This is a genomic window from Amycolatopsis sp. BJA-103, from assembly GCF_002849735.1.
GTDB lineage: Bacteria > Actinomycetota > Actinomycetes > Mycobacteriales > Pseudonocardiaceae > Amycolatopsis.
This window is the reverse complement of sequence record NZ_CP017780.1, coordinates 7,148,710-7,171,266: the sequence shown is the minus strand read 5'-3', so window position 1 is coordinate 7,171,266 and position 22,557 is coordinate 7,148,710. Positions and strand designations below refer to the sequence as shown.

At 68.7% G+C, this 22,557-nt stretch carries 25 protein-coding genes; 13 read left to right on the top strand and 12 right to left on the bottom strand.

Annotated features, from left to right (window positions below; genetic code table 11):
* Positions 1–19 precede the first annotated feature (19 nt).
* Genes BKN51_RS31870 through BKN51_RS31860 form a run of 3 tightly spaced genes read left to right on the top strand, consistent with a single transcriptional unit; the run spans position 20 to position 1,847 of the window.
* The gene (locus BKN51_RS31870; RefSeq protein WP_101613578.1) at positions 20–832 is read left to right on the top strand and encodes an NUDIX hydrolase; all 813 of its coding nucleotides are present in this window, start codon (positions 20–22) and stop codon (positions 830–832) included.
* The gene (locus BKN51_RS31865; protein WP_101611146.1) at positions 829–1,599 is read left to right on the top strand and encodes an MBL fold metallo-hydrolase; all 771 of its coding nucleotides are present in this window, start codon (positions 829–831) and stop codon (positions 1,597–1,599) included. Before BKN51_RS31870 ends, BKN51_RS31865 begins: the two co-directional genes overlap by 4 nt.
* Positions 1,596–1,847: a glutaredoxin family protein gene (locus tag BKN51_RS31860; protein WP_101611145.1), complete on the top strand. Its 252-nt coding sequence runs from the start codon at positions 1,596–1,598 to the stop codon at positions 1,845–1,847. The genes BKN51_RS31865 and BKN51_RS31860 overlap by 4 nt, the downstream gene beginning before the upstream one ends.
* A 179-nt stretch (positions 1,848–2,026) precedes the next feature.
* Here the strand turns inward: BKN51_RS31860 and BKN51_RS31855 are convergent, their stop codons facing one another.
* The 4 genes from BKN51_RS31855 to BKN51_RS31840 form a co-directional block, all read right to left on the bottom strand.
* Positions 2,027–3,091 (bottom strand): DNA polymerase III subunit beta, encoded by a 1,065-nt coding sequence (locus BKN51_RS31855; protein ID WP_101611144.1) that lies wholly within the window; start codon positions 3,089–3,091, stop codon positions 2,027–2,029.
* Between the two features lie 9 nt (positions 3,092–3,100).
* Positions 3,101–4,363: an MFS transporter gene (locus BKN51_RS31850; RefSeq protein ID WP_101611143.1), complete on the bottom strand. Its 1,263-nt coding sequence runs from the start codon at positions 4,361–4,363 to the stop codon at positions 3,101–3,103.
* Between the two features lie 468 nt (positions 4,364–4,831).
* Positions 4,832–5,506, bottom strand: coding sequence for a Crp/Fnr family transcriptional regulator (locus tag BKN51_RS31845; RefSeq protein WP_003081747.1), 675 nt, complete (start codon positions 5,504–5,506; stop codon positions 4,832–4,834).
* Positions 5,507–5,664: 158 nt separating this feature from the next.
* Positions 5,665–5,916 carry a hypothetical protein gene (locus tag BKN51_RS31840; RefSeq protein WP_005166943.1) on the bottom strand — a complete coding sequence of 84 codons (252 nt, stop codon included), beginning with the start codon at positions 5,914–5,916 and terminating at the stop codon, positions 5,665–5,667.
* A 238-nt stretch (positions 5,917–6,154) separates the two neighbouring features.
* Here BKN51_RS31840 and nth point away from each other — a divergent pair, with 238 nt between their 5' ends.
* Genes nth through BKN51_RS31820 form a run of 4 tightly spaced genes read left to right on the top strand, consistent with a single transcriptional unit; the run spans position 6,155 to position 9,326 of the window.
* Positions 6,155–6,838: an endonuclease III gene (nth, locus tag BKN51_RS31835; protein ID WP_101611142.1), complete on the top strand. Its 684-nt coding sequence runs from the start codon at positions 6,155–6,157 to the stop codon at positions 6,836–6,838.
* Positions 6,835–7,431 (top strand): TlpA family protein disulfide reductase, encoded by a 597-nt coding sequence (locus BKN51_RS31830; RefSeq protein ID WP_101611141.1) that lies wholly within the window; start codon positions 6,835–6,837, stop codon positions 7,429–7,431. Before nth ends, BKN51_RS31830 begins: the two co-directional genes overlap by 4 nt.
* Positions 7,428–8,135: an NUDIX hydrolase gene (locus BKN51_RS31825; protein ID WP_101611140.1), complete on the top strand. Its 708-nt coding sequence runs from the start codon at positions 7,428–7,430 to the stop codon at positions 8,133–8,135. The genes BKN51_RS31830 and BKN51_RS31825 overlap by 4 nt, the downstream gene beginning before the upstream one ends.
* Before the next feature lie 6 nt (positions 8,136–8,141).
* A complete protein-coding gene (locus BKN51_RS31820; RefSeq protein WP_101611139.1) occupies positions 8,142–9,326 on the top strand; it encodes a MarP family serine protease in 1,185 nt (394 codons plus the stop codon).
* An 81-nt stretch (positions 9,327–9,407) separates the two neighbouring features.
* Here the strand turns inward: BKN51_RS31820 and BKN51_RS31815 are convergent, their stop codons facing one another.
* Genes BKN51_RS31815 through nhaA form a run of 4 tightly spaced genes read right to left on the bottom strand, consistent with a single transcriptional unit; the run spans position 9,408 to position 12,511 of the window.
* Complete coding sequence (locus BKN51_RS31815; protein WP_101611138.1) at positions 9,408–9,824, bottom strand: J-domain-containing protein; 417 nt, start codon at positions 9,822–9,824, stop codon at positions 9,408–9,410.
* Positions 9,821–10,744, bottom strand: coding sequence for an alpha/beta fold hydrolase (locus BKN51_RS31810; RefSeq protein ID WP_101611137.1), 924 nt, complete (start codon positions 10,742–10,744; stop codon positions 9,821–9,823). The genes BKN51_RS31815 and BKN51_RS31810 overlap by 4 nt, the downstream gene beginning before the upstream one ends.
* 15 nt (positions 10,745–10,759) lie before the next feature.
* On the bottom strand, positions 10,760–11,260 hold the full coding sequence (locus BKN51_RS31805; protein WP_101611136.1) for a phage holin family protein: 501 nt from the start codon (positions 11,258–11,260) through the stop codon (positions 10,760–10,762).
* 48 nt (positions 11,261–11,308) lie between these two features.
* Entirely contained in the window at positions 11,309–12,511 is a 1,203-nt protein-coding gene (nhaA, locus tag BKN51_RS31800; RefSeq protein ID WP_101611135.1) for a Na+/H+ antiporter NhaA, read from the bottom strand.
* A 206-nt stretch (positions 12,512–12,717) separates the two neighbouring features.
* Here nhaA and BKN51_RS31795 point away from each other — a divergent pair, with 206 nt between their 5' ends.
* Positions 12,718–14,178 (top strand): peptide MFS transporter, encoded by a 1,461-nt coding sequence (locus tag BKN51_RS31795; protein ID WP_168214429.1) that lies wholly within the window; start codon positions 12,718–12,720, stop codon positions 14,176–14,178.
* 124 nt (positions 14,179–14,302) lie between these two features.
* Here the strand turns inward: BKN51_RS31795 and BKN51_RS31790 are convergent, their stop codons facing one another.
* Positions 14,303–15,022, bottom strand: a complete 720-nt coding sequence (locus tag BKN51_RS31790; RefSeq protein WP_101611134.1) for a VIT1/CCC1 transporter family protein — start codon at positions 15,020–15,022, stop codon at positions 14,303–14,305.
* Between the two features lie 278 nt (positions 15,023–15,300).
* On the opposite strand from BKN51_RS31790, the gene BKN51_RS31785 reads away from it, so the two are divergent.
* A complete protein-coding gene (locus tag BKN51_RS31785) occupies positions 15,301–15,753 on the top strand; it encodes an ATP-binding protein (RefSeq protein WP_101611133.1) in 453 nt (150 codons plus the stop codon).
* Positions 15,750–16,532 (top strand): tRNA(His) guanylyltransferase Thg1 family protein, encoded by a 783-nt coding sequence (locus BKN51_RS31780; RefSeq protein WP_233222921.1) that lies wholly within the window; start codon positions 15,750–15,752, stop codon positions 16,530–16,532. Before BKN51_RS31785 ends, BKN51_RS31780 begins: the two co-directional genes overlap by 4 nt.
* On the opposite strand, the gene BKN51_RS31775 is transcribed toward BKN51_RS31780, so the two are convergent.
* Positions 16,496–17,176, bottom strand: a complete 681-nt coding sequence (locus BKN51_RS31775) for a DUF2848 domain-containing protein (RefSeq protein ID WP_101611132.1) — start codon at positions 17,174–17,176, stop codon at positions 16,496–16,498. The two genes, BKN51_RS31780 and BKN51_RS31775, sit on opposite strands and share 37 nt — an antisense overlap.
* Positions 17,177–17,285: 109 nt before the next feature.
* Here BKN51_RS31775 and BKN51_RS31770 point away from each other — a divergent pair, with 109 nt between their 5' ends.
* Together BKN51_RS31770 and BKN51_RS31765 are read left to right on the top strand one after the other, a co-directional pair.
* Complete coding sequence (locus BKN51_RS31770) at positions 17,286–18,593, top strand: MFS transporter (protein ID WP_101613575.1); 1,308 nt, start codon at positions 17,286–17,288, stop codon at positions 18,591–18,593.
* A complete protein-coding gene (locus BKN51_RS31765) occupies positions 18,590–18,925 on the top strand; it encodes a cupin domain-containing protein (protein WP_101611131.1) in 336 nt (111 codons plus the stop codon). The genes BKN51_RS31770 and BKN51_RS31765 overlap by 4 nt, the downstream gene beginning before the upstream one ends.
* A gap of 57 nt (positions 18,926–18,982) precedes the next feature.
* On the opposite strand, the gene BKN51_RS31760 is transcribed toward BKN51_RS31765, so the two are convergent.
* Positions 18,983–19,480, bottom strand: a complete 498-nt coding sequence (locus tag BKN51_RS31760) for a DUF6319 family protein (RefSeq protein WP_101611130.1) — start codon at positions 19,478–19,480, stop codon at positions 18,983–18,985.
* Between the two features lie 173 nt (positions 19,481–19,653).
* On the opposite strand from BKN51_RS31760, the gene BKN51_RS31755 reads away from it, so the two are divergent.
* Entirely contained in the window at positions 19,654–20,508 is an 855-nt protein-coding gene (locus BKN51_RS31755) for an AraC family transcriptional regulator (RefSeq protein WP_101613574.1), read from the top strand.
* A 69-nt stretch (positions 20,509–20,577) separates the two neighbouring features.
* Here BKN51_RS31755 and acs read toward each other — a convergent pair whose 3' ends face one another.
* Positions 20,578–22,548, bottom strand: coding sequence for an acetate--CoA ligase (acs, locus tag BKN51_RS31750; protein ID WP_101611129.1), 1,971 nt, complete (start codon positions 22,546–22,548; stop codon positions 20,578–20,580).
* Positions 22,549–22,557 lie beyond the last annotated feature (9 nt).

The following is a 22,557-nucleotide window of genomic DNA, read 5'->3' as shown; positions in this document are numbered from 1 at the left end:
CGATGTTATGTTGCGGGATGTGGCTGAAGAACTGACATTCGACATCCCGGTGGGGGCCGGGGTGGGCACCCGCGCCAACGCCGACGGCGAGCCGGTGACGCCCAAGGACGCGGCGACCGTGATCCTCCTCCGTGACGGCGCGCAAGGCGTCGAGGTCTTCCTGCAGCACCGCGTGAAGGGCATGCCGTTCGCGGGCGGGATGACCGTTTTCCCCGGCGGTGGCGTGGATTCCCGTGATGTCGACGCTTCGGTGAGCTGGGCGGGCCCGGAGCCCGCTTGGTGGGCGGAGCGCTTCGGCTGCGAAGAATCGCTCGCCCGCGCCCTGGTGTGCGCGGCCGTGCGGGAGACGTTCGAGGAGTCGGGCGTGCTGCTCGCGAGCATCGGGGACGTGGTCGTCGCCGACGCGACGCCGTATCACGACGCTCGCGAAAAACTGGTCTCCCGCGAACTCTCGCTCGCCGCGTTCCTCGAGGCGAACGGCCTGACGCTGCGCGCGGATCTCCTGCGCCCGTGGGCGAACTGGGTCACTCCGCCCCAAGAACCTCGCCGCTACGACACCTGCTTCTTCGTCGCCGTGCTTCCCGAGGGTCAGCAGGCCGACAGCGCCACCTCCGAGGCCGTCGGCTCCGGCTGGCAGCGGCCGGAGGAAGCCATCGCCGACGCCAAGGAAGGGCGCCGCATGCTCATGCCCCCGACCTGGATCACCCTCGCGGAACTGGGCGCTTTCGACTCCGCGGCCGCCGCGCAGGCGGTCGAGCGCGAGATCAAGAAGATCATGCCGACGCTGGTGCGCGACGGCGACAAGGTCCGCGTCGTGCTGGACCCGGCGTGAGCGCCCCCGCGTACGGCGTGCTGCGCCGGGTCACGCCGATAGCTTCCGTGCTGCTGGAGCACAATCCGTCGTCGATGACGTTGGAGGGCACCAATTCCTGGGTGCTCCGCGGTCCCGGCGCGACCGGTTCCGTGGTCGTCGACCCCGGCCACGAGGACGTCGAACACCTGACGCTGCTGGCGGAAACCGGCGACGTCGAGCTGATCATCCTGACCCACCACCATCCCGACCACGCCGAGGGCGCGCCCTGGTTCGCCGAACGCGTCGGCGCACCGGTGCGGGCGTTCGACGAATCGCTCTGCGTCGGCGGAAAGTCCCTTGTGGACGGTGAAGTGGTCGAGGCGGCCGGGCTGGAGCTCTCGGTGCTGCACACGCCCGGGCACACCGGCGACTCGATCTGCCTGGTGTCCGACGGGCAGATCCTGACCGGTGACACCATCCTCGGCCGCGGCACCACCGTGCTGCACGACCTCGGTGACTACCTGCGCTCGCTGCGGAAACTCATCGAGCTGCCCGGCGGCACCACCGGCTTGCCAGGGCACGGCCCCGAACTACCCGATCTGGCCGCCACGGCGCGCGAATACCTGGCGCACCGGGAAGAACGGCTGGACCAGGTGCGTTCGGCACTGAAGATCCTCGGCGCGGAAGCCACTCCGCGCCAGGTGGTCGAGGTCGTCTACGCCGACGTCGACAAGGCTTTGTGGGCGCCCGCCGAGTGGAGTGTGCGGGCGCAGTTGGACTACCTGAGGTCGGAGGACGGCGAATGAGTGACGTCGAGGTCGAGTTCTACTGGCGCCCCGGATGCGGGTTCTGCGCCGCGCTGGAGCGGCCGCTCTCGAAGAGCGGTTTCAAGGTGAAGCGGGTCAACATCTGGGAGGACCCGGAGGCGGCCGCGCGCGTGCGCTCGGTGGCGGACGGGAACGAGGTCGTGCCGACGGTGTTCGTGGGCTCGACGGCGATGGTGAACCCCTCGTTCGGCGAAATCGAGGCCGCGGTGAAGGCCGCTTCCGCCTGATCTGTTTCGCGCTCGCGAGAGTGCTGTGAAAGGCCCGTTACTGGCAAAATTTGCCAGTAACGGGCCTTTCACAGCATTTGGGGGTGCCGCTTCCGCATCGGTCGGGTTGGTCGCGAGTGGCGATTCGGGTTCTAACCCGAATCGCCACTCACGACCCCCTTCACGGCACAGACCGGGAGTCAGCGCGGCAGCATCGGCATCACGTAGTACGTCAGGTCCACTTCGCTCGGCTCGACCGAGCGGATGACGCAAGCCCGCATCCCGGGCTGGATGTCGAGCCGCACCCGCTCCCCGGCGAAACCCTGCAGCGCGTCCAGCAGGTAGCGCGCCTGGAACGAGGGCGACGTCCGGCCGCCGGACACTTCGGCCTTCAAGGTCTGCTCGGCCTCGCCCGTGTCCTGCTTGGAACTGGCCAGCCGCAGGTGCGAGTCGCCGACCTCCAGCGTCAGCACCCGGCGCTCGTCCGCGTAGACGCCCACCCGGCGCACGGCGGCGGCCAGCGCGTCGGCGGCGACCTCGACCGTCGTGTCCACAGTGGACGATTCGATCAGCTTCTCCGACAGGAATCCCGCGTCGAGCACGGCGGTGGTGACGGCGACGCCGGACCAGCTCAGTCCGAACCGCGTCCCGTCGCCGTGCAGGCCGACGGGACCCCGCGCCTGCTTGGCCGTCTCGGCGAGCAGGCCCGCCGGGACGAGCGCGTCGATCGGGTCGCCTCCGGCGCGCAGCGGCAGGGTGGCCACGGCCATCCGGTACCGGTCGGACGCGGTCAGCCGCAGTTCACGGCTGAAACTCTGCACGCGGACGCCGGTGAACATCGGCAGCGCGTCGTCCTTGGCCGCGGTGCCCGCGACCGTGCGCAACGCCGTCACCAGCGCCGCACCGTCCACTTCGGACACCAGGGGAGGCATGTCCGGCAAGCGCAGTTCGCGGCTCAGCAGCGGCAGCGCGAACCGGCCGCCTTCGACCCGCACGGCCAGCCGTGAACCTTCGACGACCAGGCGCACCTGATCGTCGTCGAGCATGCGGAGGGTTTCGGCGAGCGGCCCGGCGGGGACGACCACCTCACCGTCGGTGTGCGAGACGGCGTCACAGGTCAGGCGGACCGCTCGTTCGCTGTCGTTGCCGCCGACGGTCAGGCCTTCCCGCCCGGCTCGCAGGAGCAGGCCGGAACGGGCGGAAAGCAGCCGGGCGGCGGCGGAAACGGCGGACGAGAGGGAGCGGGTGGCGGCAGTCAGGTCCATGCCCGCAAGTTAGCGGGCGGCACCGACAAGTTCGGGGGCTTCGGCGACGGCTCCGGACGGCTGCGGGCGGAAGGTGCCGCGCAGCAACCAGACCACCGCGGCGAGCGCGAATCCGACGACGCCGGCGGCGAGGAACGCCGCTTCGTATCCCGCATGCTCGACGAGGTAGCCGCTGATCGACTGGCCGAACGCGAGACCGAGGGTCACCGCGGTGAGCACCCAGCCGAACGCCTCGGCCGCCGTGCCCTTCGGCGCGGCGATCTCGATGGCCGCGGAGTGCGTCGTCGACTGCGGCGTGATGAGGGCACCCGCGGCGAGCATGGCGAGCGCGAGGCCCCAGAGCGACCCCGGCAGCGCGAGCAGCGCCACCAGCGCGCCGAATCCGGCGAGCAGGACCGGCAGCCGCAGGCCCATCTGGCGCGGCCACGGGCGCAGGCTGTACGCGACGCCGAACGCGACCGAGCTGACCGACCAAGCCGAGAGCAGCAGCCCGCCGATGGAGGTGTTACCCGCTTCGGTGGCGGCCGCCGGGACGGCGACCTCGACGAAGCCGATCACGGCGCCGAAGCCCAGCGCGGCGATCGCGAGGGTGCGCATGCCGGGGCTGGCCAGCGCGCCGAGCAGTTTGCCGCCCGAAGACGGCGACGGTCCCCAGGCCCGCACGGTCGGGCTCAGCGCGAACACCACCGCGCCCGCGATCATGGTCAGCGAGCCCACGACGATTCCGGTGCCCGCCCACGGCGCGGCGATCAGCAGCCCGGCGAACCCCGGGCCGAGGATGAAGAAGACCTCCATGCTGATCGCTTCGTAGGAGAACGCCGCGTTCCGCGTCGGCCCGGCGGGCAGCAGCCGTGTCCACAGTGCCCGCGAGGCCGAGCCGACCATCGGTTCGGTGATCCCGGTGCCGAAGGCGAGCGGGACCAGCACGAGCGTCGGCGCGTGCGCCTCGATCGCGAACACCAGCCCGGTCATCGCCAGCGCGAAGAACACCGTCGTGGTCAGCAGCGGCCGCGTCGGCCCGAAACGGTCGATGAGCCGTCCCTGCACCACCGCGCCGACGGAGACACCGATCAGCGACCCGGCCGACACCAGCCCGGCCGAGGCGAAGGAGCCCGTCTCGCGCTGGACGTAGAGCAGCGCGGAAATACCGATCATGGCGATCGGCAGACGGGCGAGCAGGGACGCGATGACCGCCCCGCGGGATCCGGGCGCCGTCAGCGCGGCCCGGTAGTCGGCGAGGGAGGTGCGGTGGTTCTCGGCGGAAGCGGACACAGACTGGGACACGCGTACCAGTATGAACCACTTTGGTACGCGAGTACCAGATCTCGGCCGGTAAGTTTGGTCACCACCGGATTCGGGTACTACGAGCCCTGAAGCCCGCTGGTTCGTCACGATCAGGTAACAGTCAGTCAAATCTGAGTCATTCGGGGCAACAAATCGACGCAGATGGCGTCCTTGAGAGTGAAAGAGCTTGAATCCACGGCCGACGGCCGTGGATGGTTGTACGACATCACACAATCTCCAACTCCCTCCGGCGTACGGGTCGGGGCCTGAATCCGGAGGGCGGGGAGCGCGGATCGTCGGGGGATGGTCCGCGCACAGCGAAGAGCCGGTGCGCCACGTCGGGGGTGGCGCCCGGCTCTTCGTTGTCTCTCCGCAAATAGCCCTCTAGTCGCGGTACTCGAACGCACAACTGCCGCAAGTAGAGGACTACTTGCGGCAGTTGAGGAGTGCTGTCGGTTACCGGGCGCGTCGGGCCAGGCGCTCCGGGTCCAGGATCAGGACGCTCTTGCCCTCGAGCCGCAGCCAGCCGCGGTGCGCGAAGTCGGCGAGAGCCTTGTTGACGGTCTCGCGCGAAGCGCCCACGTACTGGGCGATCTCTTCCTGCGTCAGGTCGTGAGTGACCCGCAGCAGGCCTGCTTCCTGGCTGCCGAATCGCTGCGCGAGCTGCAGCAGCGCGCGCGCCACACGTCCGGGGACGTCGGTGAAGATCAGCTCGGCGACCATGTTGTTCGTCCGGCGCAGCCTACGGGCGACCACGCGCAGTAACTGCTCGGCGATCTCGGGGCGGGTGGAGATCCACTGCCGCAGCGCCGGGCGGTCCATCGTCACCGCGCGGACCTCGGTCACGGTCGTCGCGCTGGACGTCCGGGGGCCGGGGTCGAAGATGGACAGCTCGCCGAACATGTCGGACGGGCCGAAGATGCCCAGCAGGTTCTCGCGGCCGTCGGGTGACTTGCGGCCGATCTTCACCTTGCCGGACTGGATGATGTAAAGCTTGTCGCCGGGTTCACCCTCGTTGAAGATGACATGCCCGCGAGGGAACTCCACGGATTCCAAGGTCTGTGCCAGCGCCTCGGCGGCTGCCGGCTCAACACCCTGGAAAATGCCCGCTCGGGCCAGGGTTTCGTCCACCTCGGGTGCCTCCTCATCGAGATACGACGTCGATCCCCCACTGCCGGGGACCGTGTCGCCGCTCACTTTTGCGTCAGTCTAGGTCGTGCGCGCGAGATCGCTCGTCGGCACGCCGCAGGCGCGTCCGTGCCGGGAACGATCTCGCTCGAACGTGGAGCCTAACTCCGCACGCGTCGCGCGCGAAGCCTGGCCGCCTTCCCGCCCAGCCTGCGCAGCCGGAACAGCTCGAGCGCGCGCCCGATGCCGTGCCCGTACAGGGCCCGGACCTCGTTGGGCTGCGCCTGCTCGAGGAACTCCTCGACCTCGTTCTCCTGCACCGCGACGTGCTTGAGCCTGGTCTCCACGCGTTCCATGAACAGCGCGAAGAACATGATCACCAAGGGAACGAGGATGACGAACCAGACTGTCATGAGCCCTGCCCTGGGAATTCCGAAAAATTGTGCATTACTCCAGATCCTCGCTCATGGCGTACTCGATCGAAGCGCCGAGGTGGTGCTCTGGCGTGTCGGACGACGACCGGCGGGTGCTCCCCACTGGCTCGTCCGATGGCGCCCGTAGGCTATCGGGGTGCCTCCTGCCCTCACCAATGCCCCCCGTGCGGGGGGTAAGGGTGAAAGCCGGCTCGCATTGGTGAGACGCGCCAGGCGGATGAAGCGTTGCCTCGACGACGAGTTCCCGGACGCCCACTGTGAGCTTGACTTCACCACTCCGCTCGAACTGCTGGTCGCGGTCGTGCTGTCGGCGCAGACCACCGACGTCCGCGTGAATCAAGTCACCCCCGCGCTCTTCGCGCGCTATCGAAGTGCCGCCGACTACGCCGGCGCCGATCGAGCCGAACTCGAGGAATACCTCCGGTCGACGGGCTTTTTCCGGGCCAAGGCGAACTCGGTGATGGGACTCGGAGCCGCGCTGGTGGAGCGCTACGACGGCGAAGTGCCCGGCAAGCTGAAGGACCTCGTCACGCTGCCCGGTGTCGGCCGCAAAACGGCCAACGTCGTGCTCGGCGACGCCTTCGGAGTGCCGGGGATCACCGTCGACACCCACTTCGGCCGCCTGGTCCGCCGCTGGGGCTGGACCGAGGAGGAAGACCCGGTCAAGGTCGAGCACGCCGTCGGCGAGCTGATCCCGCGCAAGGAGTGGACGCTCCTGTCGCACCGGACGATCTTCCACGGCCGCCGCGTCTGCCACTCCCGCAAACCCGCCTGTGGCGCCTGTCCGCTGGCCAAGATGTGCCCCTCGTACGGAACCGGCCCGACGGACTTCGAAGAGGCCGCGAAGCTGGTCAAGGGCGAAGAACGCGAGCACATCCTGGATCTGGCGGCCAGGCGGTGACCAGGGTCACCAAACTGGCCCTCGGCGCCGCCGTGCTGGTGGTGGCCCTGATCGTCGCGTTGCTCACGACCCGTGACAGTCAGGGGCCGGTGAAGACCTCCGGCGACCTGACAGCCGCCCGCGCGAAGGCCGGGCTGGCCGCGTGTCCGCCGCCTGGCCCCGGCGAGGTGGCGACGCTGCGCGGGGTCGATGTCGAATGCCTCGGCGACGGCTCCCGGGTCGACCTCGCCCGGGTGCTTTCGGACGGTCCCGTGCTGGTCAACCTGTGGGCGTCGTGGTGCCAGCCGTGCCGCGCCGAACTGCCGTTGCTGCAGGAGTACGCCGCGCAGCCCGGTGCCGCGCGCGTGCTCCTCGTCCAGGTCGCGAGCTCCGGGGCCGACGGGCTGGCGCTGCTGGCCGAGCTCGGTATCCGGCTGCCGTCGGTGTTCGACGGTGACGGTCAGTCGGGTCCCGCGCGGACGGCACTGAAGGTCCCTCCCTCTCTTCCGGCGACGTACCTGGTCACGAAGGGGGGAGACGTCCGGCTCATCGAGAACCCACGCGTCTTCCTGAACACTGAGCAGGTGCGCGCCGCGGTGGAAGGGACACCATGACCGGCCCTCTCGTGGACCCGGAGGCCGTGCCCGCCTGGCTGCAACCGCTCGTCAAGATCAGCGGGGACGTCGACGCGGCCGCCTTCAGCCGGTTCAGCGTGCCACCGGACGCGAGCTACCGGTCCGCGTCCGTCCTGATGCTCTTCGGCGAGGGCCCGCAGGGGCCGGACGTCCTGCTCCAGCGCCGCGCCGACACGCTCGGCTCGCACGCGGGCCAGGTCTCCTTCCCCGGCGGCGGCGCCGAGTCCGGTGACGACGGGCCGGTCGGCACCGCGCTGCGCGAAGCGGAGGAAGAGACCGGCGTCGAGCCTTCCGGCGTGCTGCCGGTCGCCGTCTTCCCCGAACTGTTCGTGCCGGTTTCCGCCTTCGCCGTGACGCCGGTGCTCGCCTACTGGCGGACGCCGTCCCCGGTGCACGCCGTCGATCCCGGCGAGACGGCGGCGGTGGCGCGGGTGCCGGTCGCCGAACTGACCGACCCGGCCAACCGATTCCAGGTCAGGCGCGAGGGTTACGACTGGAAGGGGCCCGCGTTCGACGTCGGCGGGCTGTTCGTCTGGGGCTTCACGGCCGGTCTGCTGGCGATGACGTTGTCGCTCGGCGGCTGGGAACGGGACTGGGACCACGGCGACGTCCGGGACCTTGACGTAGCGTTGGCCGAACATCAGGCGCGGGTCGACGGGCGGCAAGTGCCGGAGAAGGAGTAGGCGCCGGTGAACTGGGTTGACGTACTGGTGATCCTGCTCGCGCTGCTGGCGGGCGTGTCCGGCGCGTTCCAGGGGGTGATCATCGCTCTCCCTTCGCTGGTCGGGGTGGTGCTGGGCGCGCTCGCGGGAATCAAGATCGCGCCGCTGGTCGTCGAACTCTTCGAGCATCCGGCGGCGAAGGTCGCCTTCGCGGTGGCGACCGTGGTGTTCCTGGTCGCGCTCGGCGAGACCCTCGGCGTGTGGGTGGGGCGGAAACTGCGCCAGAAGATCAACCCGGACAAGCTTTCCGGCGTCGACAAGACGCTCGGCGCGGTGGTGCAGGCCGCCGTGGTGTTCGTGGTCGCCTGGCTGATCGCGACGCCGCTCACGGCCGTCTCGGGAGTGCCGGGGCTGGCGAAGTCGATCAACAGCTCCGTCGTGCTCGGCGGCGTCAACGACGTCATGCCGGACGCGGCACAGGGTTTCCCGAGCGAACTGCGCAAACTGCTGGACGCGTCGGGCTTCCCGTCCATTGTGGACCCGTTCCAGAAGCCGAACGTCCAGGACACCAGCCCGCCGGACACCGCGCTGCAGGCGAGCGCGATCGTCAAGCAGGTGCACGGCAGCGTCGTGAAGATCCGCGGCAACGCGACTTCGTGCTCGCGGGCGCTGGAAGGCAGCGGTTTCGTCATCGCGCCGCAGCGCGTGATGACGAACGCGCACGTCGTCGCCGGTACCGACGAGGTCGCCATCGAAGCGACTTCGGGCAAGTTCGCGGCCAGGGTCGTCTACTTCGACCCGGAGGCCGACGTGGCCGTGCTCGCGGTGCCGAGGCTGCAGGCGCCGGTGCTCCCGTTCACGCCGAAGGTCGCTCGGGCGGGCGACAACGCGATCGTCCTCGGCTACCCGCTCGACGGCCCGTACACCGCGTCGCCCGCCAGAGTGCGCGGCCGGATCAACCTGCGCGGGCCGGACATCTACGAGTCCAACACCGTGCAGCGCGACGTGTTCACCGTGCGCGGGCAGGTCCGCAGCGGGAACTCGGGCGGGCCGATGATCAATCCCGAGGGCGAGGTCATCGGGGTCGTCTTCGGCGCGGCCGTCGAGGATCCGGAGACCGGCTTCACGCTGACGTCCGAACAGGTCAAACCGGTGGTGGACACGGCCCCGGCGCTGAGCGCGAACACGTCCACCGGTCCCTGCGCCAACTGAGCTGTCCGTTGGGTGCAATGAAGGGGACTTTCATTGCAAATTTTGCAATGAAAGTCCCCTTCATTGCACGCGCGAAGCGGTTCAGGAGCCCGAAGAGCGGCCCTCGCGCCAAGAAGCCACAGTCTCCTCGACGTCCAGCGGCCGTGCCCGCAGCACCGGCCCGCCCGCCGGACGCCGGTGCTCGGCCCGGATCCGTTCGTTCAGTTCCTCGACGATCTCCCGCACCCGTGCCTCCCGGCGCACCCGCGCGAGCGTGTCCGGCAGGTCGTCGAGTTCCTTGGCGATCGCCAAGGACGGCGGCAGCAGCGCGGAAACGTCGTGCCCTTCGCTGCGGACCTTGTTCACCACCCAAGCGAGCGCGGTGTCCTTGCCGTCGGTCTTCGGCAGCGGTTTCCCCGTGCCGGGAAGGTCGTCGAAGTCGCCCTTCGCCTGTGCGGCACTGACCTGCCGGTCCACCCAGGACTCGAACGACACGCCCGTCGGTTTGCGCTCGGTCATGCTTCCAAGATACGGAGGAAGTCCACCAGCGCGGCCGAAGTGCGCTCCGGGGCCTCCAGGTGCGGGAAGTGGCCGATGCCGGGCCAGCGCTCGAGACGGGCGTCCGGGGCCCAGCGGCGTGAGGCCGCCGCGGTGTCGGGCAGGACGCACCGGTCGTCCTCGCCGTGTAGTTGCAGCACTCGGGCGGCGTAGCGGCCTCGCAGTGCTTCGCTGAACCGGCGGCCCTCGCCGCGGAACTGCGCGCGGAACGCCCATCGGTAGTACTCGAGCGCGCTGTGCGGCACTCCCGGCACGAGCATCGCCTGCCGGAACGTCCGCACGGTTTCGGCGAAGTCCGGAGTATCCGTCCATTGTGGACCGGACCAGCTCCGGAACAGCTCCTCGACGGCGAGCGCGTCGTCCTTGACCAGCCATTTCTCCGGCGCCATCGGCACCTGGAAGCGGAACAGATGTCCCGAAGCGCGCAGCTGTCCCGGCCGCCGGACGGCCCGGCGCAACGCCAGCGGATGCGCGCCGCCCAGCACGCTGACCGACGAGACCAGCCGGGGGTGCAGCGCGCCGACCGTCCACGCGAGCATGCCGCCCCAGGCATGTCCGACGAGATGGGCCTTGCGCGCGCCGAGTGACTTGATCAGCCCGCCGACGTCGCCGGCGAGAGTCCAGGCGTCGTAGCCGCGCGGGGGTTTGTCCGAGTCTCCGTAGCCGCGCAGATCCACCGCGACCGCGCGGAAACCGGCGTCGGCGAGCGCCGTCAGCTGGTGGTGCCAGGTCCACCAGAACTCGGCGAACCCGTGCAGCAGCAGGACCACCGGTCCGTCGCCGAGTTCGGCGACGTGCAGCCGGATGCCGTTAGCCGAGACGTCACGATGGGTCCACGGACCGTCGATCCGGACGATCGACGGGTCCGGTGTCGCCTGCACCGATTCGAAGACTTCTCAGCCGCGATCCGCGGGCACGTCGTCCGCGTCGTGCTTCGGCTTGAACGCGGCGGCGGTGTCCTTGAAGCTGTTGATCGTGCGCTCCGGCGCCTTGATCTTCTTCACCTTCAGGTAGCCGAGGAAGCCCGCGGCGATGGTCGTGACGAGCATCAACCCGAACACGATCGCGAACGCCGCCCAGCGCTGCAGCCACTCCGACAGCAGTTCGCCGAGGAAGAAAAAGAAGAAGAACGAGCTGTACAGCCCGATGACCAGCGCGATCAGGAAGAAGAGGGCCCCTTTGAGGCCCTTCTTCGCCTCCGCGACGACCTCGGATTTGGCCAGCTCGACCTCGGCGCGGATCAGCGTCGAGACGTGCTGTGTGGCATCGCCGACGAGTTTCCCGAGGGACTGCTCGCTCGCTACCACGTCGTCATCGCTCGACAGGGGGAGGTAGGGCACGGCCCCCACGCCGTCGGGGCCGGTGCGTTCGTGCTTGGGGCTGCTCACACCGGTCATCGTGCCACGTGCCCTCATCCTGGGCGCGGCGGACCGGCGAGTGTCGCGCTAGAGATCCTCGCGCGCGTGCACGCGGCTGCGGTGCACGAGCATCGCGGCGGCCGAAAGCGAGGCGATGGCCGAAGCGATCAAGACCGCCGTCTTCGCCAGTTCGACGGACTCGCCGTCGAGCGCGAGGTCGGCGATCAGCAGGCTCACGGTGAACCCGACGCCGCCGAGCATCGACAGCGCGCCGATGTCCCGCCAGCCCATGCCCCTGGGTTTCTCCGCGAGCTTGAACTTCACCGCGAGCAGGCTGGCGCCGAAGATCCCGACGAGCTTCCCGCCGACCAGCCCGACCAGGACGGCCAGCGGCAACGCCGTGGTGAAGACGGCGCCGAGCGACTCGGCGTTCACGGTGATCCCCGCGGCGAACAGCGCGAACAACGGCACGGCGACCGCGGCCGACCACGGCTGCAGCCGGTGTTCGAGCCGGATCGCGGGCGCGTGCTCCTCGCCGGAGTCAGAGCGGACGCGGGTGAGCAGGCCGAGCGCGACGCCGGCGATGGTGGCGTGGATGCCCGCCGAGTGCACCGCGACCCAGGTGATCAGTGCGAGCGGCACGTAGATCCAGGCGCTGCGGACGCGGCGGTGCTGCAGATAGGCGTACAGCGCGAGAGCGGCGACGGCGACACCCGCGGCGACGAGGTCGAACTTCGCGGTGAACAGGATCGCGATGACGAGGATCGCGCCGAGGTCGTCGACCACCGCCAGCGAGAGCAGGAAGACCCGCGCGCTGCTCGGCAGGTTGGACGCCGTGATGGCGAGCACGCCCAGCGCGAAGGCGATGTCCGTGGCGACCGGGATGGCCCACGCGCGATCGATGCCCGGCGCCCCCCAGCCGACGGCGAGGGCGACCAGCGCCGGGACGATCATGCCGCCGATCGCGGCCACCACCGGCAGGATCGCCTGCTTGAACCGGGAGAGTTCGCCGACCACGAGTTCGCGTTTGAGTTCGAGTCCCGCGACGAAGAAGAACAGCGCGAGCAGGCCGTCCTTGGCCCAATCGCCGATCGTCAGATTCAGGTGCAGGAATTCGGGGCCGAGCCGGAAATCGCGGATCGCGCGGTAAACGTCGTCGATGGGCGAATTCGCCCAGAGCAGGGCGATGGCGGTGGCACCGAGCAGGATCAGCCCGCCGGTGGTCTCGGTGCGGAGATAGCGGGCGAAGTCGGCGACGACGGCTTTCGCGGGACGGTTGGGGCCGGACAAGGCATCCTCCGGTTTTCGGCGACACGAATACTGTTGCCGACCAGACTTCCCGGCGCACCTTGACTCGATTTTAACGCTTTGAGCTGCGAATTTCATCTCTTCATGACGGGTGCCACAAGATCATCCGGACGTCGGTGTCCCGTCCACATGCTGGGCTTCTAGCATGTCAAGTGAAAACCGACAACGATGTCTTCGATAAGGACGGCATGGTGAGTACCTCTACCGAGGTCCAGCACGACACGAGGTTCTTCGGGCACCCACGAGGGCTGGCGAACCTCTTCGGCGTCGAGATGTGGGAGCGGTTCTCCTATTACGGGATGCTCGGCATCCTCCCCATCTACCTCTACTACGAAGTCAGTCAGGGCGGTCTCGCGCTGCCGAAGGCCTCCGCGCTCGGCATCGTCGGCGCGTACGGCGGCATGGTCTACCTGTCGGCGGTGATCGGCGCCTGGGTCGCGGACCGCGTGCTCGGCTCCGAACGGACGCTGTTCTACAGCGCGATCCTGATCATGATCGGCCACATCAGCCTGGCGATCCTGCCCGGGCTGGCCGGTATCGCCGTGGGTCTCTTCTGCGTCGCCGTCGGCAGTGGCGGGCTGAAGTCCAACGCCACGGCCATCGTCGGGACGCTGTACGCGAAGGACGACGAGCGCCGCGACGGTGGTTTCACGATCTTCTACATGGGCGTGAACATCGGTGGTTTCGTCGGACCGCTGCTGACCGGCCTCGCGCAGAGCGAACTCGGCTTCCACATCGGCTTCGGGCTCGCCGCGGTCGGGATGGCGCTCGGCCTGATCCAGTACACGATCGGCCGCAAGAACCTCGGCGAGAAGGCGAGCGAGATCCCCAACCCGCTGCCCGCGTCGCAGCGTCCGCTGGTCTTCATCGGTACCGCGGCCGGTGTCGCGGCGATCGTGCTCCTGATCGTCTTCGGGGTGATCAACCCGGCGAACCTGGTCGACATCGTCGTCTGGACCGTCGCGGTCATCTCGGTGATCTACTTCGTGGTGATCATCAGCAGCAAGAAGATCACCTCCGAGGAACGCAGCCGGGTGTACTCGTTCATCCCGATGTTCATCGCGAGCGCGGCGTTCTTCTCGCTGTACCAGCAACAGTTCACCGTCGTCGCGGCCTACACCGACGAACGGCTGAACCGCACCATCTTCGGCTGGGAGATGCCGGTGGCGTGGGTCAACTCGATCAACCCGGTGTTCATCATCCTGTTCGCGCCGGTGATCGCGGCGATCTGGACGAAACTCGGCTCGCGGCAGCCGTCCTCGCCGGTCAAGTTCGTGCTCGGCACGGTGACCATGGGCCTGGCGTTCCTGCTGTTCCTCCCGATGGTCGGCAGCGGCAAGAACGCCAGCCCGCTGCTCGCGCTGGTGGGCATCCTGTTCGTGTTCACCATGGCGGAACTGATGCTTTCGCCGGTCGGTCTTTCGCTTTCGACCAAACTCGCGCCGGAGGCCTTCCGGACGCAGATGGTGGCGCTGAACTTCCTGTCCATCTCACTCGGTACGGCGATGTCCGGAAAGCTCGCCGAGTACTACTCGGTGGACGACGAAGCGCCGTACTTCAGCATCGTCGGCGGGGTCGCCATCGTGGTCGGTGTGGCCCTTCTGGTGGCGACGCCGATGATCCGCAAGCTGATGAAGGGCGTCCACTAGACGCTCTTTTGCCCGCGCTGACGAGTGACCCTCGGAGGTGCTGAAGGGGCCCTTCACCGCATAGGACGCGGTGAGGGGCCCTTTCGCTGCGTCAGATGCGGGGAAGGGCCCCTTCAGTCCTGCCCTACGCGACGCTCGTCCCGAACAGCACGCCGACGTAGTAGGTCACCACCATCGTCAGCGCGCCGACACCGACGTTCCTCGCGATCGCGCGGCCGACGTGCGCGTCGCCGAGTTTCGCGCTGAGGAAACCGGTCAGGACCAGCCCGACCACGACCGCCGACGCGCACGCCCAGACCCGCGCCGAGGTCGACGTCCACAAGATCGACAGCAGAGGCAGCAGCGCGCCGACGGTGAACGCCACCAGCGACGCCCACGCCGCCTGCCACGGGCTGGTCAGATTGTCCGGATCGATGCCGAGTTCGGCTTCGGCGTGCGCTTGCAGCGCGTCCTTTTCGGTCAGTTCGCGGGCGACTTCGGCGGCGAGTTCCGGGGAAAGGCCCTTCGCCTCGTAGATTCCCGCGAGTTCCCGTTCTTCGGCTTCGGGCATCTCTTTCAGTTCGCGTTTTTCCAGCCGCAACTGCGCGCGTTCGGTGTCGCGCTGGGTGCTCACCGAGACGTATTCGCCGCCCGCCATGGAAAGCGCGCCCGCGACCAGTCCCGCGATTCCCGCGGTCGCGATCGCGGTGGAGTCGGTGGTCGCGCCCGCGACGCCGACCACGATGCCCGCCACCGACACGATCCCGTCGTTCGCGCCGAGTACCCCGGCACGCAGCCAGTTCAGCTTGCCGCCGAGGTCCTCATGAGGTTCGTGAGGATGGGCTGTCGACACGGTATCGGTCACCGTTTCAGTGAAACACGAAGAACGGGAATCGGCGAGAGGAAACCTTTTCGGTCAATGCAGCCAAACCTTATTGACTATTGCCTTACCTAACCCGTCGGCTAGGACCTCGCGTGACAGTGGCTTCGCCACGGGTCTGCGGTCCCCGTGGGCGGCGGAGGTTCGGAAGCGTCGCGAAAGCCAGCGCGCGGGCGAGCGACAGAAACGCCACATTCGCCTTACTCCTCAATGGAACCCGAAACGTCACTCACGACCCACCTGTACCGGGCTAGGTTGTGACTGTGGCCGAAGTGGTGATCCTGATCGGGCTCCAGGCGTCCGGGAAGACGACGTTCTTCCGGCGGGAGTTCGCGGGCACGCACGTCCACGTCAGCAAGGACACCTTCCCCAACGCCCGCCGTCCGCAGGTCCGCCAGCTGCGGATGCTCACCGAGGCGCTCGAAGGCGGTCGTTCGGTGGTCGTGGACAACACCAATCCGTCGGCCGAAGAGTGGGTGCCGCTGATCGAGGTCGCCAAAAAGTACGGCGCGAAGGTCGCCGGGTACTGGTTCCCGCCGGACTTCGTCGGTTCGCAGGAGCGCAACGCGCGCCGGCAAGGCAAAACCCGGGTGCCGGACGTCGGTCTGTATGCGACGCTCAAACGCCTCAGGCGACCTGGCGCCGAGGACGGTTTCGACGAGCTGTACACCGTCGGTTTCGACGGCGAGGGCGGTTTCGTCGTGGAACGGGGGTGACCGTGGAGTCCGGCGGTTTCGAAGCGCGGCAACGGGAACGCGAGTGGTTCCACGGTCTGACGGTGCCGCCCGGCTCCTGGACGGTGCTCCGCGTCGACGGCAGGGGATTCTCCAAGTTCACCGAAGCGCGGTTCGAGAAGCCGTTCGATCCGCGGTTCGGCGAGTGCATGGTCGAGACCGCGAACGCCTTGATGGCGGAGTTCGCCTCGCCTTACGTCTACGCGGAAAGCGACGAGATCTCGATCCTGCTCGACCCCGCCACCGACCTCTTCGGCCGGGGTGTCGAGAAGCTCGTGTCGATCTCCGCGGGGGTCGCGTCGGCCGCGTTCACCCACGCGGCGGGGACGCCCGCGCACTTCGACGGCCGGGTCTGGCTCGGCACGACGGCGGACGACGTCGTCGACTACTTCTCGTGGCGTCAGGCGGACGCGACCCGCTGCGCGCTCAACGGCTGGTGCTACTGGATCCTGCGCAAGGCGGGGAAGTCGGCGAGTGAGGCCGGAGCCGCCATCGAAGGCGCGGGTACCGCCGAGAAGAACGAACTGCTCTTCGCGCAAGGCGTCAACTTCGCCGAAGTGCCCACCTGGCAGCGACGCGGCGTCGGGCTGTACTGGGAGACCTATGAACGCACGGGTTTCGACCCGGTGCGCGAGATCGAGGTCTCCGCGACCCGCCGCCGCGTCCGCGTCGAGCGCGAGTTGCCGATGAAGGCCGAATACCGCGCCTTCCTCGGCGAGCTGCTTCAGCCGATCGGTTCGGGCAGCCGCCGCACGGTGTAGGCGAGGTCGATCGTCTCGCCGGTCGCCGGGTCGCCCAGTTCCACGCGCCAGGAGTCGGCGAACTGGTCGACGCCGTGCACCATCGGGATCGTGCCCGAGATCAGCACCGTGCCCGGCGCGTGCAGACCGCGTTCGCGCAGCACGTCCAGCCAGTACGACGGCGGCAGCAGTTCCGCGAGTTTTCCTTGCTGGATCAGGGTTTCCCCGGCCCAGGCGGACAGTGTGAGCTCGTCGAGCCGGTCTTGGACGTCGACGAGCCGCCACGCCTTGGCGGCGAGGACGTCGGGGCCGGCGTTCTTGCTCCACGCGACGCCATGGGCTTCGAGCGCGCGGTCGGTGTGGTCGCAGGCGGCGGTCAGGAGGACGTCCTCGGGGGCCGGACCGGTGATGACGAGGGCCCATTCCGCCTCGCCGGAGGTCCGTTCGTGCTGCACGGGGACCTCTTCGGTCTGGCTCGCCAGGTACGGCGCGACCGGGTAGAGCGCCGGGATCACCGAGGGGGCCGGGACACCGAGTTCGGCCAGTTCGGCCACGTGGGCGGCGACGTCTTCCTGGCTGCGACCGGCGTATCCGGCGTTCAGCAGCGTGTGGACCTCGGTCCGCCGCTCCTGGCCGTCGGGAAGGGTGAAACGCAGCTCAGGCATCTGTCCTCCGAAATTGGGGGTTGCGCATACAGCTTGTATACAAGGAGTATATCCGCAATTCAACCCCTCCCGGCGGGGTTGAGGGACCTCGAACGGACGGGAAGTGGACATGACCGCACCAGCCGGTGACCGGCGCTCGCTGCACAAGGCCTTCGCGGCCAGCCTCTCGGGAACAGCGCTCGAGTGGTACGACTTCGCGGCCTACTCGGTGGCGGCCGCGACGATCTTCGGACATCTCTTCTTCCCCTCGGAAGACCAGCTCGCGAGCACGATGGCGGCGTTCTCCACCTACGCCGTCGGCTACCTCGCCCGGCCGCTCGGCGGGTTCATCTTCGGCCGCCTCGGCGACGTGCTCGGCCGCAAGCGCATCCTGGTCATGACCCTTGTGCTCACCGGTGTCGCGACGTTCCTCATCGGCGTCCTGCCCACGTACGAGAGCATCGGCGGCTTCGCGGCGATCCTGCTCGTGGCACTGCGTTTCGCACAGGGTGTCGGCATCGGCGGCGAATGGGGTGGCGCCGTCCTGCTGTCGAGTGAGTTCGGGGATCCGGGCAAACGCGGGTTCTGGGCGTCGGCCGCGCAGATCGGCCCGCCAGCGGGCAATCTGCTCGCGAACGGCGTCCTCGCCGTACTGGCCGCGCTGCTGACCGAGGACCAGTTCAACAGCTGGGGCTGGCGGATCGCGTTCCTGCTGTCGGGCGTGCTGGTCGTGTTCGGCCTGTGGATCCGCCTCAAGCTGGAGGAAACGCCGGTCTTCAAACAACTCCAGGAGCGTGGCGAACGTTCGTCGGCGCCGATCTCCGAGGTCTTCCGCACCGAACGCCGAGCGCTGATCGCGTCCGTGTTGATCCGCGTCTGCCCGGACGTCCTCTACGCGCTGTTCACCGTTTTCGTGCTGACGTACGTCACCACGCACACCGGCCTCTCGCGCGGCGCCGGGCTGGCCGCGGTGATGATCGGCTCGGCGTTCCAGCTGGTGCTGATGCCCCTGTTCGGCGCGCTGTCGGACCGGGTCTCGCGCCGCAAGATGTACCTGTTCGCGACCATCGCCGCCGGGATCTGGCCGTTCGTGTTCTTCCCGATGGTCAGCGGTGGTTCGTTCGCGATGCTGGCGATCGGCATCGTGCTCGCGCTCGTCATCCACGCGGCGCTCTACGGGCCGCAGGCCGCGCTCGTCACCGAGCAGTTCTCGCCGCGCCTGCGCTACACCGGCAGTTCGCTGGCGTACACCCTCGCCGGAGTCATCGGCGGGGCGCCCGCGCCGTTGCTGTTCACGGCGCTGCTCGCCGGCTTCGACAGCTGGCTCGCGATCGGCGTCTACCTGCTGGCGACCGCGGTGGTGACCGTCATCGGGGTCCTGCTCGCCCGTGACCCGGACCGCGAGGAAGAGGCGGCAGCCCTGGAGACCGCGCGATGACCTGGACGCCGATGTCCACAGTGGAAGGGCTGCCGCTGCTCGGCGGGCAGGGCCGGTTCCGGACGGCCGCCACGGCGGAAGGCGGTCTGGCGTACGAGATCTTCTACCCGGCGGGCGTCGCCTCTCCCGTGCACAGCCACGATCACGACAGCTTTGTGTACCTGGTTTCGGGTTCGCTGCGCGGCACGCTCGACGGCCGGGAGGTGACGCTCGAGGTGGGCGAGACGATCGTCCACCCGCGCGGTGTCCCGCACAGTGTCGAGGCCATTGTGGACAGTCAGTGGATCGAGTTCAAGACGCCACTGCCGTCGCGGCCGCCGATCAGCGGATGAAAAGAAACCGGGGCGGACACTGAAGTTCCAGCGTCCGCCCCGGTCGGGAGAAAAGTCTTACGCGTCCAGCTCGGCCAGGGCCAGCTTCGCCTTCTCCAGCTCGGCTTCGAGCTGGGCGACCTTCGCGGCCTGAAGCTCGCGAGCGGCGTTGATGACCTCGTCGATCGGGCCCGACAGGTCCGCGTGCAGTTCCTTGGCGGCGCGGGACACGGCGGCGGCCGGGATCTCCAGGCCCTTCGCGACCCACTTGGCGCCGTTCTTGAGCTCGGCCTGCCACTCGCCGTCGGCGGTGCCGGTGACCGTGAGCGTCAGCTCGACGGTGCGGGTCTTCTTCGCCGTCGTGGCGACCTTGGGGCGGCCACGCTTGGGCTTGGGGGACTCCACCGCGGCTTCTCCGGCGGGGGTCTCCGGGTTTTCCGGGGACTCGGTCTTGGCCTCGGCCGGGGCTTCGGTGGTGTCCGAGGTGGTCTCCGCCTGCGGCGTCGAGTCGACGGGCGCTTCGGTAGCCGCTTCTTCGGACACGGCGTCAGTGCGTGTCAAGGCATCCACGGTCATCGTCGGTGTCGTCTCCTTGCCCGGGTATGGGGTGGTACCCGGCACATCCTAGAACAGGCGTTCGACTGTCGCGCGGCAGGGTGTGCTAAGCGTGTCGCATGATCGGATCGGTCCGCGACGATCGGGCGCGGTCCGGTCGCGCTCCGTCAGAGTCGACGGCGAAGGGAGGCCTCGTGATCTCGGCACTCAACCGGCTCGTCGACCTGGTCGAAGAGCACCTCACCGACGAGCTCGACGTCATCGGGCTGGCCGGTGCGCTCGGCACGACCGAGTACCACCTGCGCCGGATGTTCTCGTCGCTGGCGGGAATGCCGCTGTCGGAGTACGTCCGCCGTCGCCGCATGACCGCCGCCGTCGCCGCCGTCGTCCGTGGCGAGGACGATCTGCTGACCATCGCCGTCCGGTACGGCTACGGCTCGGCAGAGGCGTTCGGCAGGGCGTTCCGGGCGGTCCACGGCGCCGGTCCCGGTGACGTCCGCCGCGACGGAGGCCCCCTTCGCACACAACCGCTGCTCAGGTTCCGCCTGAGCGTCGAAGGGAGCATCCCCATGGAAACCCGTATCGTCGACCGGCCCGCTTTCCGGCTCGTCGGGCACGCGACCCGCGTCCCGCTGGTCCACGAGGGCGTCAACCCGCACATCCAGCGGCACATCACCGCACTGCCACCGGAAGCGCACGCCCGGCTGAAAGCGCTCAGCGACACCGAGCCGCCGGGGCTGCTGCAGGTCAGCGACGCTCTCGACCCGGACGGCGCCGAGCTGACCTATCTGCACGGGGTCGCCGTCACCGGGGACGCCCCCGGCGATCTCGACGTCATCGAGGTGCCGTCCGGGCGGTGGGCGGTCTTCCGTACCGACGGCCCGCATCCGGAGGCGCTGCAGAAGGTGTGGGCGGCGACGGCGACCGAGTGGTTCCCGTCCAACCCGTGGCGGCTGCGGCCGGGGCCGTCGATCGTCACGATCCTGAAGCACTCGGACGACTTCGGGACCGCCACTTGTGAGCTTTGGCTGGCTGTCGAGCCCGCCTGACCGATGCCAGGAAAGGCCCGTTACTTGCAAAATTTGCAAGTAACGGGCCTTTCCTGGCGCTCTCGGGAGCTACTCCTCGGACTTGCCCGACTTCAGGCCCGAAGAGATCAGGTCCATCACGGACGAGTTGGCCAGCGTGGTGACGTCGCCGACCTGGCGGTTCTCGGCGACGTCGCGCAGCAGGCGGCGCATGATCTTGCCGGACCGCGTCTTCGGCAGTTCCTGCACGACCAGGATCTGCCGCGGCTTCGCGATCGGGCCGATCTCCTTGGCGACGTGGTTGCGCAGTTCCTGCACGGCCTTGTCGCCACCGTCGACGGCGTTGCCGCGCAGGATGACGAACGCGACGATGCCCTGCCCGGTGGTCGGGTCGGAAGCGCCGACGACGGCGGCCTCGGCGACCGTCGGGTGCGAGACCAGCGCGGACTCGACCTCGGTGGTCGAGATGCGGTGCCCGGACACGTTCATCACGTCGTCGACCCGGCCCAGCAGCCAGATGTCGCCGTCGGCGTCGTACTTCGCACCGTCACCGGCGAAGTAGTAGCCCTGGTCGCGGAAGCGCGACCAGTAGGTGTCGCGGAACCGTTCCTCGTCGCCCCAGATGCCGCGCAGCATGCCCGGCCACGGCTTGTCGAGCACCAGGTAGCCGCCGCCACCCTTGCCGACCTCGACGCCCTGGTCGTCGACGACCTTCGCCGAGATGCCCGGCAGCGCCTTCTGCGCGGAGCCCGGCTTCGTGGAGGTGACGCCCGGAAGCGGCGAGATCATGATCCCGCCGGTCTCGGTCTGCCACCAGGTGTCGACGATCGGCGCCGAGTTCGCGCCGACGTTCTCGCGGTACCAGATCCACGCTTCGGGGTTGATCGGCTCGCCGACACTGCCCAGCACGCGCAGCGAGGAGAGGTCGTACTTCTCCGGGATCTCGTTGCCCCACTTCATGAACGTGCGGATCAACGTGGGCGCGGTGTAGTAGATGGAGACCTTGTGCTGTTGGACGATCTCCCAGTGGCGGCCCTCGTGCGGGGTGTTCGGCGTGCCTTCGTAGACGACCTGCGTCGTCCGGTTCGCCAGCGGCCCGTACACGATGTAGGTGTGCCCGGTGATCCAGCCGATGTCGGCGGTGCACCAGTAGACGTCTTCGCCGGCCTTGTGGTCGAAGACGTTGTGGTGCGTGTACGCCGCTTGGGTCAGGTAACCGCCGGAGGTGTGCAGGATGCCCTTCGGCTTCCCGGTGGTGCCGGAGGTGTAGAGGATGAAGAGCGGGTGCTCCGAGTCGAACGCCTGCGGCGCGTGCTCCGCGGACTGGCCGTCGACCAGTTCGTGCCACCAGAGGTCGCGGCCTTCGGTGATGGGCACCTCGTCGCCGGTGCGGCGGACGACGATGACCTTCTCGACCGATTCGGCGCCTTCGAGCGCTTCGTCGACGTTGACCTTCATCGGCGCGGCCTTGCCGCGGCGGTACTGGCCGTCGGTGGTGATGACGATCCTCGCCGCCTGGTCGTCCACCCGGGATCGCAGCGCTGTCGGGGAAAAACCGCCGAAGACGACACTGTGCAGAACACCGATGCGGGCGCACGCGAGCATCGCGAAGATCGCTTCGGGCACCATCGGCATCTGGATGGCGACGCGGTCGCCCGCGGTGAGGCCGAGGGACTCGAAGGCGTTCGCCGCCCGGGAGACCTCGTCCTTCAGCTGCGCGTAAGTGATGTCACGGCTGTCGCCGGGCTCGCCGACCCAGTGGATGGCGACCTGGTCTCCGTGTCCGCCGTCGACGTGGCGGTCGACACAGTTGTAGGCGACGTTCAGCTTCCCGCCCACGAACCACTTCGCGACCGGCGCATTGGTCCAGTCCAATACCTGCGACCACTTCGTGTCCCAGTGGAGGCGCTCGGCCTGCTTGGCCCAGAAAGCTTCCCGGTCCGCGTCGGCTTCGGCGTAGAAGTCGGCGGTGGCATTCGCTTGCGCGCTGAAAGCCTCACTCGGGGGGAAGGTCCTGCTCTCCGTGAGCAAATTGTCCAGCGCCGGCGACTGCTCGGTCATGGTGCGATG